We start from the raw sequence: 11,198 nt of genomic DNA on the forward strand, positions 1-11,198 counted from the left end.
CCGTTTTATACAACCGATTGCACGAAAGTTCTTCGATCGCAGACGATCCGTCCGCCCAGCACGGTCATCAGGACCGTGCCGCTCAGCGTCCAGCCGTTGAACGGACAGTTGCGCGACTTCGATTTGAACTTCGCCGCGTCCACGCGCCAGCGGCGTTCGGGATCGAACAGCGTCAGATCGGCCGGCGAGCCGGGCTGAAGATGAACGGGCGGTAGCTTGAAGATCCGCCGCGGCGCGGAGCTCATGCGCTCCACCAGCGAGGAAAGCGAAAATCCGCGCTCGCGGCACAATCCGTCGAGGCACAGCCCCAGCGACGTTTCCAGACCGATGATGCCGTTGGGGGCCTTGGCGATGCCGAGGGCTTTTTCGGCCGGCGTGTGCGGCGCGTGATCGGTGGCGACCACGTCGAGCACGCCGCTCATCAGCGCCTCGCGGATCGCCGCCGCGTCGTCGGCCGTGCGCAGCGGCGGGCTCATCTTGGCGTTGGCGCCGCATTCGAGAATCGCCGTTTCGTCGAGGAACATATGATGCGGCGTGGCCTCGCCGGTAACGGCGACGCCGCGGGCTTTCGCCGCCGCGATGATCTCGACGCCGCGGCGCGAACTGACATGCTGCACGTGCACATGCGCGCCCGTCTTCTCGGCGAAGAACACGTCGCGCATGATCATCAGCTCCTCGGCCAGCGCCGGCGCGCCGGCGAGCCCCAGTTTTTTGGAGATCTCGCCGCGGTTCATGGAGCGGTCGCCTTCGAAGCCGGGAGCCTCGCAGTGAACGCTCACGGGCAGGCCGACGGCGGCCGCTTTTTCCATGGCTTCGTAAAACAGCGGCCCGCTGCCGACGGTGAGGCCGTCGTCGGTCAGGCAGACCGCGCCGGCTTCCTTCAACGCTTCGAAGTCGGTCAGTTCTTTGCCGCCCAGCCCCTTGGTGACCGCGCCCCCCGGATAGATGCGGCAGTCCATGGTCCGGTTGCGCTCGATGCAGCTGCGGATCAGCTCGGGCGAATCGACGGCCGGCTTGGTGTTGGCCATCGTCACTACGGCCGTGAAGCCGCCGTCGGCCGCGGCGGCGCAGCCCGTCTCCAACGTTTCCTTTTCGGTCTGGCCGGGATCGCGGAAATGCACGTGCAGATCGACCAGTCCTGGGGCCAGGACTGCGCCGCCGCAGTCGATCTTTTCGGCGTCCGCGGTCGGCAGCAGCTCGGGGCCGAGGGCGGAAACGACGCCGTTTTCGACCAGCAGATCGCCCCGCATGTCCATTTTCAGATCGGGGTCAATCAGGCGCGCTTTTTGAAACAGGATCGGTTTCATGAACAGCCTCCTTATAAAAATATCCGTGGGATTCCGGAGTCTTCGTAAAAAAGTTACCGAACGATGTCTTTCACCGCCTGGAGCAGCACTTCATAGCCGGGACGCACGCGCCGCCAGTCCACCGTTTCGGCCGGGTTGTGGCTGACGCCGTCCTTGCACGGCACGAAAATCAGCGCCGAAGGGATCAACGTGGCCATGTACATGGCGTCGTGTCCCGCGCCGCTGGGCATGCGCCGGTATTTGACCTGCAAGTCTTTGCAGACGTTTTCGAGGCGGCGCGCCAGCAGGCCGTCCATGGCGACGGGCTTGTCGGCCGAGTAGAGCGTGAAGTTCGCCCTCACGCCGCGTTCGGCGCAGACGCTTCCGACGCGCGCCTTGATCTCGTCGCAGGCGCGGCGGATGCTTTTTTCGACGATGCCGCGCACGTCCACTTTCAACACGACTCGCCCCGGCACCACATTCATGGCCCCGGGGTAACACTCGCACACGCCCACGGTGGCGACCGTGCCGAACTCGCTTTCCTCACGTCCGGCGCGCTCCGCAGCGAGGATTATCTCCGCCGCCGCAGCCATGGCGTCGTGGCGCAGGTTCATCGGACAAGCGCCGGAATGGGCCTGTTCGCCGATCACCTCGAGCATGAAACGCGTCGGCGCGGCGATCGCCTCGACGATGCCCACGTCCTCGCCGTTCCAGTCGAGCACCGGCCCCTGTTCGATGTGCAGTTCGAAATAAGAGTGATACGACGCCGGCGCCAGACAGTCGCGCGGGATCCGCTCGGGCCGCCCGCCGAAATCGCGCAGCGCGTCGAGCAGCGTCACGCCCTGTTTGTCCTTGAAGCGCAGCGTGTCCATCAGCGACAGATTGCCCGTCGCCGCTTTGCTGCCGATCGTCGCCAGCGAAAAGCGGCTCGATTCCTCCGCGGTGAAGACCACCACCGACAGCGAACGCCGCGGATGCGGATTTTCGGCAAGGAGGTCGCGCGCCGCGCCCAGCCCGCAGGCCACGCCGAGCACGCCGTCGTAGTACCCGCCCTCGGGCACGGAATCCAGATGCGAGCCGATCACCACGCCCGGCTGGTCCGCGCTTCCCTCGAAACGTCCCCACAGATTGCAGCAGGCGTCGGTCGTCACCGACATGCCGAGCGATTTCATCTCTTCGATCACGATCTCGCGCGCCTGACGGTCCGCCTCGGTCAGAGCGAGGCGGGAAACGCCCCGCTCGCCGCGCCCGGTCTGCGAGATCGCCGCGACCAGTTCGCGGACGCGCTCGAAACCCGACATTCCCCGCGCTCCCTAACGGCCGTACACCAGCGCCGGCAGGAAGGTTGAAAGCGCCGGCACGTAGGAGATCACCAGCAGGCCGACGATCGAGACGATGATGAACTTCGTCACCGCGCCGATGATCTTCGACATCGGCAGCCCGGTCACGCCCGCGGCCACGAACAGGTTCAGTCCAAACGGCGGAGTGAAGTTGCCCAGCGCCAGGTTGGAGACCATGATGATGCCCAGATGCAGCGGGTCGATGCCCATCTGCTGGGCGATCGGGAAGAACAGCGGCGCGAGGATGACGATGGCGGCGATACCTTCCATGAACATGCCCACGATCAGCAGAATGACGTTGACCATGGCGATGAATGCCCAGGGCGTTTTGATGTTTTCGATGATCGCCGCCGTGACCATCTGCGGGATGCGCGCCACGGTGAGGAACCAGGCGAAGCTCGTGGCCGCGGCGACGAGGATCATCACTTGCGCGCAGGTCACGGCCGAACGCAGACACACGTCGAACAGTTTCGCCCAGGTGATCTCGCGGTAGATCGCCACGCCGACGAACAGCGCGTAAACGGCGGAGATCCCCGCCGCCTCGGTGGGCGTGAACACGCCGCAGTAAATACCGCCGAGGATGATCACCGGCACCATCAGCGACCAGCCAGCTTCCAGCGTGTTGCGGACGATCTCGCCGCGGCTGGAGGGCGCCGAGACCTTGAGATCGTGATGGCGCGCGAAGTACCAGATGTAGACGACCGTCGCCAGCCCGTAGACGATCCCGGCGCTGACGCCCGACATGAACAGCGAGCCCACCGACACGCCCGTGGCAGCCGCGTACATGATCAGCGTCACGCTGGGCGGGATGATCAGCGCCACCGATCCCGACGACGCGATCAGACCGGCGGAGAAATCCTCGGGATAGCCGCTTTCGATCAGCTCGGGATAGAGCACGCGCCCCATGGCGACCACCGTCGCCGGGCTGGAGCCGCAGAGCGCACCGAAGATCATGCAGGTGCACTGCGTCGTGTAGGCCAGTCCGCCCTTGCGCGCCCCCACGAGGCTGCGCGTCCACTTGAGGATGCGCTTGGAGAGTCCGCCCGTGTCCATCAGATTGGCGGCGAAGATGAAAAACGGCATCGACATCAGCGAGAACTTGTCGAGTCCGCCGAACATGCGCTGCGCCAGCACCATCGGATCGAGTCCCGTGAAGAGCAGCATCGAAACCAGCACGGCCGCCGCCAGAGCGACGAAGATCGGCACGCTGCCGAACAGCAGCGCCAGCAGCGCGCACATCAGAAAGACCGTCATCTAGGCACCCTCCTTCCCGAAAGCGGCCTGAACGAAACGCAGCGCCATCAGCGCCGATCCCAAAGGCATCGCCAGATAAGGGATCCACATGGGGATTCCCATCGCCGGCGAAGTCTGCTCGAGTTCAACGGTGAACCGCACCAGCTGATAGCTGTACCGGAACAGCGTCGCGCAGAATCCCGCCGCGATCAGATAGACCAGACGCGTCAGCGCGCCGGCCATTTTTTCGGGCAGCACGCCGAGCAGAAAGTCCATGCGGATATGCGCCCCCCGCCGCACGCAGACGCTGCCGCCGATAAAAGTGATCCAGATCATCAGATAGCGGATCAGCTCTTCGGCCCAGCTCGTGCTGGCGCTGAAAACATAGCGCAGCACCACGTTGACGAACAGCACAAGAGCCGTTGTCAGCAGAGCGGCCGCACAGAAAATCTCCTCAATCCTGCCGAGGAACCTGAGCATTTTTCGATCTCCTCCCAGTTTCATGCAACGCATCATGAATATAAAAACGAAAGGGGCGAACCTCCTGCAGGAGCCGCCCCTTAATTTTCCGCTCTTGAAAACCCCTTTCGCCCCTCATTTTTTCTCGAAGAGTCATGAGCAGGCGAAAGCCTTCCGCCAGTCCGCCGCTCAGCGGGCCTCCTTGGCTTCGTAGACCGCTTTCAGCAGCTCCGCCTTGGTCGCCGAGCCCTCGACGAACTTGTCGTGCAGCGGCTTGCTGACCGCGATGAACTTGGCGCGGTTCTCGTCCGTCAGTTCGCCGACGGCGATCTTGGACTGTTTGATCTGCCCGAGGAATCTGGCCTCGCCCTCTGCCTGCGCCAGGCGTTCCGCCTCACGGGCGCCGCGTTCGCACTCGACGATCAGCTTCCGTACGTCCTCGCCCTGCTTCTCGAACCAGCGCCTGTTGACGATGAACAGATAACCGAGGAACCCGTGATCGGAGATCGTCAGATAATCCTGCACCTCGTACAGCTTGGCCATGGCGATGGTCTGCAAAGGATTCTCCTGACCGTCGACGATGTTCTGCTGCAGCGCGTTGTACAGCTCGGCGTACTCGATCGGGATCGGATTGGCGCCCCACGACTTGTACTGCTCCACCAGCTGCGGGCTGGGCATGACGCGGATCTTCATGCCCTTCAGATCCTCGGGCGCGTTCACCGGCCTGCCCTTGGTCGTGATCTGTTTGAAACCCGAAGCCCACAAGCCCAGGGTCTTGAAGCCCTTTTTCTCGCAGAAGGCGTAGAACTTCCCGCCGACTTCGCCGTCCATGATGCGGTACAGCTCGTCCTTGTCGGCCCACAGAAACGGGAAGTCGATGACGCTCAGTTCCTCGACGAAAGGCGTCAGCACGGAAGTGGGCTGCACGGACATCTCCAGCGTGCCCATCTGCACCATTTCGGCCTGCTCGCGCATCGAGCCCAGCTGCATCTGCGGGAACACGTCCACGGTGATCCTGCCGCCCGATTTCTCTTCCATCAGCTTTTTGAACGTCTGGGCGCCGACGTCCTCCGGGCTGCCGACAGGCTGGTTGTGACTGAGGCGGACGTTCATCGCCGGGTACTCCGCCGCGGCCAGCGAGGCCGGGGCGATCAGCGCAGCGGCGAGAAACAGACTTGCCAACTTCTTCACGTGCGATCCACTCCTTTGAAGGATAACGAACTTTTCCTCCGCCGCGAAATCTCGGAGGCCGGTCCATTATAGCAAGGCGCCGCGAACCGTGCAATCGGTTTCAGGAAAGGCGAAAGACAAAATCCGCTCCGGCATCCTCCGCGCCCGGCGCTGGAAAAAAATTTCCGCCGCGGTACAATAAACCACGTCATCGCTCTTCATACAAGGAGGTTTTCGCCATGACCCGGACAAACGACGTCCGCCCCGTCGCCGCCGCCGGCGGCGAGTCGCTCGACCTGATCCGCCTGCCGCTGGACGGCCGGCCCGGCTTCGAGGAGTTCCTCGGCGCCTGGCTGCTGCGCGCTCCCGGCGAAACCGCGCTGGTCGACTGCGGCGTGGCCGGTTCCTACGCGCGTCTCAAAAAAGCACTGGACGACCTGGAAGCCGTGCCCGACCTGCTGCTGCTCACCCACATCCACCTCGACCACTGCGGCGCGGCCGGCTGTCTGTGCCGCGATTACCCGCGGCTGAAAGTGTTCTGCTGCGAGCGCGCCTCCCAGCACCTGATCTCGCCGCAAAAGCTCTGGCAGGCCACCGCCGCCACGCTCGGCGAAGCGATGGCCGCCGCTTACCGGCCGCCGCTGCCCGTGCCCGCTTCCGCTCTCGTCGCGCGCGAACAGCTGCCCCCCGCGTGGCGCGTCATCGACACGCCCGGGCACGCCGCTCACCACGTCTCCTTCCTGCGCCGCTGCGCGGGGCGGCGCCTCTGCTTCGGCGGCGAAGCGCTCGGCGTCATCCCCGGCGACGGCGCCGCGAGCTGGTTCGCCGACGGCCGGCGGCGGGACGGCATCCGTCCCGCCACGCCGCCCCGCTACGTGCCGGAAATCGGCCGCGAGAGCATGAGAAAGCTCGCCGCCGCCGACTGGGACCTGTTCTGCGCCGGGCACTTCGGCGCTTCGTCCGACCGCACGCTGCCCGAACGGGCGCTGAAGCAGAACCTTTTCTGGGAAGAAACGATCGCCCAGGCCCTGCGAGACGGCCTGAGCGAAGACGAAACGGTCGAATTGCTGCGGCGCGAAGACCCCGAACTGGCCAACCTCGTCGCCTATACCGAAAGCGCGCAGAGCCGCGAAGCGTACTTCCTCGGCAACAGCGTGCGCGGCTTCGCGCGCTTTCTGGGCGAGAACGCCTGACGGCCGGGGCATCCGCGGCGCCCGAGAAGACGTGCTTTGCTTTGCCAAACGCAAAAATGGACGGCACACAAAAAATCCCCGGCGGCCGAAAAAAAATGGCCGCCGGGGATTTTTTTGCGTGCCGCATGTCCCGCGCGAAACGCGGACGTCCGCTCCATGCCGACGCGGTCTTCTCCGCGTTCCGGCGCCGGGGCGCCTTTTCGCGGTCACTGTCCGCCAGTCGGCTCCGGGGCTTTGAACGTGCCTTCGGAACGGGAGACGATCAGCGCCGTGGCCGCGTCGCCGGCGATGTTGGGGATCACGCGGGCCATGTTGAGGATGCGGTCGATACCGGCCAGCAGCCCGATCGCTTCCATGGGCAGATGGACCGAGGTGAGCACGATGGTCAGCATCACCAGCCCCGAGCCGGGCACGCCGGCGGTGCCAATGGAAGCCAACGTGGCGGTGAGCATGATCATGACCTGATCGGCGACGGTGAGCGGCACGCCGAAGATCTGGGCCGTGAAGACCACGGCGATGGCTTCGTAGATGGCGGTGCCGTTCATGTTCATGACGGCACCGAAGGGGATCACGAAGTTGGCCGTCTCCTCGTCGACGCCAAGTTTCTTCGTGCATTCGAGGTTGAGCGGGATCGTGGCGACGCTGGAACAGGTGGCGAAGACGAAGGTCATCGCTTCCTTCATCGTTTTCAGGAAACGGAGCGGGCTGACGCGCCCAATCACGCCGGCCATCAGACCGGCCTGAACGACGACCAGATAGAGGAACGAGGCGATGTACATGGCCGCGATCGCCTTGATGTAAGGGATGAGGATATCCGGGCCGTTGGCTCCCACGACTTGCGCCATCAGGCCAAAAACGCCGTAAGGCGTGAACTCGAGCACGATAGTGGTGATCTTTTTCATCGCTTCCTGTCCGGCGCGGAACATGTCGAGCAACGCTTGCCCCTTGGGGCCGATCTTCATCAGCGCGAAGCCCAGCAGCAGCGCAAAGAAAATGATCTGCAGCAGGTTCTGTTTCGACAGGGCCTCGAAAGGATTTTTGGGGATAACGTTGATCAGCGTGTCGAGCATGGAGACCTGTTTCGCCGTCGTCTTCGCCGATTCCTTGGCGAGCTCGATGCTGACGCCCGTGCCGACCTTCATGAGATTGGCGAAGATCAGGCCGATGACGATGGCGAACGCAGTGCTGACAAGGAAGACGACCACCGTCTTCACGCCCATGCGTCCCAGCTTCTTGCCGTCTCCCACGTCGGCGGCCGCACAGACCAGCAGGCAGAGCACCAGCGGCGCCACCACCATGGTCAGCAGGTTGGTGAGGATTGTTCCCAGCGGTTTCAGCACCGCGGCCTGCCTGCCGAAGATCAGCCCCGCGGCGACGCCGAGCGCGAAGCCGATCATGATGCGCGTGAACAGGCTCAGTTTGTTCCACGGTTTAAAGATGAATCCCATTTCTCTTCCCCCTTTAATGAAAAATCAAACGAAGCGGCAGACGTGATCGATCGCGATGTCGGAGAAGCCGTAGGCTTCGGCCTTGGTCATCTTGCCGTTACAGACGTCTCCGATGATCTCAAGGAGCTCCCTGCCGCTTTCCCGATACGTCGTCGTGCCCTTGATGATGCCGCTCAGATCGACGTCCATGTTGTCGTCCATCATCCGATAGGTGCGGGCGTTGGCCGTCACCTTGAGTACGGGCACGATGGCGTTGCCCGTCGGCGTGCCGCGCCCCGTGGTGAAGATCACGGCATTGCAGCCGCCAGCTACCATGGAGGTGACGGAGGAGATGTCGTAACCGGCCGTGTCCATGACGATGGCGCCGTGCTTCGTGGGGCGCTCGGCCTGCGCCAGCACTTCGACGATGGGGCGGGAGCCGCCCTTGCGGATGCAGCCGAGGCTTTTCTCGTCGAGCGTGGAAAGGCCGCCTGCCTTGTTGCCGGGCGTGGGCTGACCGGCGCGGCAGTCCTGCCCCGCCGCCTTGAGGTGTTCTTCGTAACTCCGGCAGATCTCGATGATCTTGTTGTGCAGTTCCGGCGTCGCCGCACGCCGGGCGACGACGTGCTCGGCGCCGATCCATTCGATGGACTCGCTCATGATCGTCGAAGCGCCGAGATCCACGAGCAGGTCGCTGAGCTCGCCCACGGCGGGATTGCTGGCGATGCCCGAGGTAGCGTCGGAGCCGCCGCACTCGATGCCCAGAAGCAGATTCGATATGTCACACCGTTCTTTTTGCTGCATGGCGGCTTCGGCGGCCATGTCGCGCGCGGCGCGGACAGCTTTTTCGATGGTTCTGAGCGTGCCGCCCTCTTCCTGAATGCCGAAAGAAACCACGGGCTTGCTGGTCATTCCCCGGATTTTTTCGCGCAACTGCGCGTGCCCCACCGTCTCGCAGCCAAGGCCAATGATGACGACACCGTAGACGTTGGGATTGCAGGCGAAACCCGTCAGCACTTTCTGCGACATGGCCGTGTTCGCCGCCACGTCGGAACAGCCGGTGTTGAAAATGATGTTCACGGCGCCGCGCACCTGCGACGCGATGATGCGCGCGCTCTCGCTGCCGCAGGCACACGTGGGCAGGATCAACACGTGATTGCGGATGCCCGCGCGCCCCTCCTGGCGTTTGTATCCCCAAAACTGCATCGTTTCCCCCTCCTTATACCATTTCACTGGCGTAGTCTCGCGGCACGCTGAAGATGTTCTCGTGCGAGACCCAGTGCCCTTTCGCGATCGGTACCAAGGTGCGGCCGATCAGCTCGCCGTACTTGATCACTTCGTCCCCCTCGTCCAGCGGGACCAAGGCGACCTTGTGGCAATAGGGAATCGTCTCCTCCGCCGTGAGCGTGCAGAGCTCATCGCCGTGGCGATAAACGACCGGCGCCCCGGCCGGCACCTCTTCGACGCAGGTGACCACGTTGTCTTTCTCATCCATGAGCAAAGCGTTGATGTTCACATTCAATCCCCCCTTGAAAGTCGAATATCTTGCTTGACGTCATCATACGGCGGCGGTAACATAAATTCAATTACTGGAAATTTATTACACCATAAGGAGAATTTATGTTATGAGACAGGAGCTGGAGTACGTCTACGAGGTCTACAAAAGCGGCAGCCTTTCGAAAGCGGCGGAAAAACTGTATATCACGCAGCCGGCGCTGAGCATGGCGATCAAAAAAATCGAGTCGTCCATCGGCATGACGCTGTTCGACCGCAAGGTGCGCCCCTTTCAGCTCACCGAAGCCGGCTGGCTTTACATCAACGCGATCACACGCATCAAAAAAATCGAGGCGGAACTGACGCAGCGGATCGGCGACATCAACGACCTCCAAACCGGACACGTGCGCATCGGCGGCTCCCACTACATCAACAGCTACATCCTGCCGCCGGTGTTGTCGCGCTACAGCCAGCTTTATCCGGGCATCGCCCTGGAGCTGGTCGAGCACAGTTCGGCCGTCCTCACCAAGATGCTGGAGGAACGCGCCGTAGACCTGACGTTCAGCTGCAACCAACTCTTCATGAAGGACTTCGAGCGTTACCCCATGTTCAGCGATCGCATTCTGCTGGCAGTGCCCCGCGCCCATCCGTTCAACCGCCGATACCGAGCCTTCGCCCTGCCGCCGCGCGGCGTCATGAACGGCCATCATCTGCATGGGGATTGTCCCGCGCTGCCCGCCGAGCGCTGCGGAGAGCTTGAGTTCATCTCGCTGATGCCCGGTAACAATCTTCACGACCGTATGCTGCAAATTTTCGCCGCCGTCGGCGTCAAACCGCGCCTCAAGATTGAGCTGAGTCAGCTCGCCACCACCTATCATCTGGCGGCAGGCGGCTTCGCTGCCGCTTTTGTGAGCGACCGTATGGTCACGGCCGCGGCGACGCCGCTGTGCTTTTACAGGCTCGATTCGCCGCTGGCGACGCGGCAGTTTTACGCGCTCCTGCCCAGCCGCGACTACACAGCCAAAGCGGTGCGGCGCTTTATCCAGCTCGTCGGCGAAGTCCTGCGTCCGAAAGCGCGGGCGTAGGGGCAAAGGCGAGCTCGTTTTCGAACGGCGGAGCGCTCTCAGCGGTTCCCCTTCCGCGAAGGAATGTTCCACGTGGAACATTTTCCGCCTCTCTCCCGGCGGCGACCGCCCGAAAGCGGAAGGTAAATTTTCAGAGTAAATGCAACCTCGTCAAAGTAAATGCGACGGGGTTGCATTTACTTTGACAGGACAAAAGCAGCAAGCAGTCATTACGAACACATAATAACGATCAAGATTGCGCTAACGGAACAAATTCAAGGGGATGAAAAGCTGTTACGAGGAAATTGTCCGAAAAAAGTGCATACAAAAGTGATCCTCAACTGAAAGCAAAATTTTCAGTTCAGAGTTAATGCAATCAAGAAATTAAAAAGGAGCCGTTATTTACCGGCGAGAAGAGTCCGCTTTAAACAGATATCCTGTGGCGGAATAAGTTCGAGTCCGAGTAAATGCAATACATCCTCGCCATACAGGTTGATAAAGATCTCTGCAGGAGATTTTCCGTTAAATTTTT

Annotated in this window: 11 protein-coding genes; 2 read left to right on the forward strand and 9 right to left on the reverse strand. The window is 62.5% G+C overall.

What is annotated here, in order from left to right; translation table 11 throughout:
* Positions 1–5: 5 nt before the first annotated feature.
* The 6 genes from B0D78_RS03815 to B0D78_RS13470 all read right to left on the reverse strand — a co-directional run bounded on the left by B0D78_RS03815 (position 6) and on the right by B0D78_RS13470 (position 5,710).
* On the reverse strand, positions 6–1,307 hold the full coding sequence (locus B0D78_RS03815) for a dihydroorotase (RefSeq protein ID WP_078015661.1): 1,302 nt from the start codon (positions 1,305–1,307) through the stop codon (positions 6–8).
* Between the two features lie 53 nt (positions 1,308–1,360).
* The gene (locus B0D78_RS03820) at positions 1,361–2,587 is read right to left on the reverse strand and encodes a Zn-dependent hydrolase (protein ID WP_078015662.1); all 1,227 of its coding nucleotides are present in this window, start codon (positions 2,585–2,587) and stop codon (positions 1,361–1,363) included.
* A gap of 12 nt (positions 2,588–2,599) precedes the next feature.
* Positions 2,600–3,880 (reverse strand): TRAP transporter large permease, encoded by a 1,281-nt coding sequence (locus B0D78_RS03825; protein ID WP_078015663.1) that lies wholly within the window; start codon positions 3,878–3,880, stop codon positions 2,600–2,602.
* The gene (locus B0D78_RS03830) at positions 3,881–4,339 is read right to left on the reverse strand and encodes a TRAP transporter small permease (protein WP_078015664.1); all 459 of its coding nucleotides are present in this window, start codon (positions 4,337–4,339) and stop codon (positions 3,881–3,883) included.
* Between the two features lie 168 nt (positions 4,340–4,507).
* The gene (locus tag B0D78_RS03835; protein WP_078015665.1) at positions 4,508–5,509 is read right to left on the reverse strand and encodes a TRAP transporter substrate-binding protein; all 1,002 of its coding nucleotides are present in this window, start codon (positions 5,507–5,509) and stop codon (positions 4,508–4,510) included.
* Between the two features lie 66 nt (positions 5,510–5,575).
* On the reverse strand, positions 5,576–5,710 hold the full coding sequence (locus B0D78_RS13470; protein WP_255415961.1) for a hypothetical protein: 135 nt from the start codon (positions 5,708–5,710) through the stop codon (positions 5,576–5,578).
* A 17-nt stretch (positions 5,711–5,727) separates the two neighbouring features.
* Here B0D78_RS13470 and B0D78_RS03840 point away from each other — a divergent pair, with 17 nt between their 5' ends.
* On the forward strand, positions 5,728–6,681 hold the full coding sequence (locus tag B0D78_RS03840; protein ID WP_078015666.1) for an MBL fold metallo-hydrolase: 954 nt from the start codon (positions 5,728–5,730) through the stop codon (positions 6,679–6,681).
* A 206-nt stretch (positions 6,682–6,887) separates the two neighbouring features.
* Here B0D78_RS03840 and B0D78_RS03845 read toward each other — a convergent pair whose 3' ends face one another.
* Genes B0D78_RS03845 through B0D78_RS03855 form a run of 3 tightly spaced genes read right to left on the reverse strand, consistent with a single transcriptional unit; the run spans position 6,888 to position 9,603 of the window.
* Positions 6,888–8,129 (reverse strand): dicarboxylate/amino acid:cation symporter, encoded by a 1,242-nt coding sequence (locus tag B0D78_RS03845; protein ID WP_078015667.1) that lies wholly within the window; start codon positions 8,127–8,129, stop codon positions 6,888–6,890.
* 24 nt (positions 8,130–8,153) lie between these two features.
* A complete protein-coding gene (locus tag B0D78_RS03850; protein WP_078015668.1) occupies positions 8,154–9,314 on the reverse strand; it encodes a UxaA family hydrolase in 1,161 nt (386 codons plus the stop codon).
* Positions 9,315–9,327: 13 nt separating this feature from the next.
* Positions 9,328–9,603, reverse strand: coding sequence for a UxaA family hydrolase (locus B0D78_RS03855; protein WP_240496114.1), 276 nt, complete (start codon positions 9,601–9,603; stop codon positions 9,328–9,330).
* Between the two features lie 130 nt (positions 9,604–9,733).
* Between B0D78_RS03855 and B0D78_RS03860 the strand changes: the two genes are divergently transcribed.
* Entirely contained in the window at positions 9,734–10,687 is a 954-nt protein-coding gene (locus B0D78_RS03860) for a LysR family transcriptional regulator (protein WP_078015670.1), read from the forward strand.
* Positions 10,688–11,198 lie beyond the last annotated feature (511 nt).

The sequence above is a fragment of the Pyramidobacter sp. C12-8 genome, from assembly GCF_002007215.1.
In the GTDB taxonomy this organism is placed as follows: domain Bacteria; phylum Synergistota; class Synergistia; order Synergistales; family Dethiosulfovibrionaceae; genus Pyramidobacter.

Bases quoted from the DNA above. Each gene is read 5' to 3' on its own strand.
- B0D78_RS03815 (WP_078015661.1), bottom strand. From the start codon at position 1,307: ATGAAACCGATCCTGTTTCAAAAAGCGCGCCTGATTGACCCCGATCTG.
- B0D78_RS03820 (WP_078015662.1), bottom strand. From the start codon at position 2,587: ATGTCGGGTTTCGAGCGCGTCCGCGAACTGGTCGCGGCGATCTCGCAG.
- B0D78_RS03825 (WP_078015663.1), bottom strand. From the start codon at position 3,880: ATGACGGTCTTTCTGATGTGCGCGCTGCTGGCGCTGCTGTTCGGCAGC.
- B0D78_RS03830 (WP_078015664.1), bottom strand. From the start codon at position 4,339: ATGCTCAGGTTCCTCGGCAGGATTGAGGAGATTTTCTGTGCGGCCGCT.
- B0D78_RS13470 (WP_255415961.1), bottom strand. From the start codon at position 5,710: ATGAAGAGCGATGACGTGGTTTATTGTACCGCGGCGGAAATTTTTTTC.
- B0D78_RS03840 (WP_078015666.1), top strand. From the start codon at position 5,728: ATGACCCGGACAAACGACGTCCGCCCCGTCGCCGCCGCCGGCGGCGAG.
- B0D78_RS03845 (WP_078015667.1), bottom strand. From the start codon at position 8,129: ATGGGATTCATCTTTAAACCGTGGAACAAACTGAGCCTGTTCACGCGC.
- B0D78_RS03850 (WP_078015668.1), bottom strand. From the start codon at position 9,314: ATGCAGTTTTGGGGATACAAACGCCAGGAGGGGCGCGCGGGCATCCGC.
- B0D78_RS03855 (WP_240496114.1), bottom strand. From the start codon at position 9,603: ATGGATGAGAAAGACAACGTGGTCACCTGCGTCGAAGAGGTGCCGGCC.
- B0D78_RS03860 (WP_078015670.1), top strand. From the start codon at position 9,734: ATGAGACAGGAGCTGGAGTACGTCTACGAGGTCTACAAAAGCGGCAGC.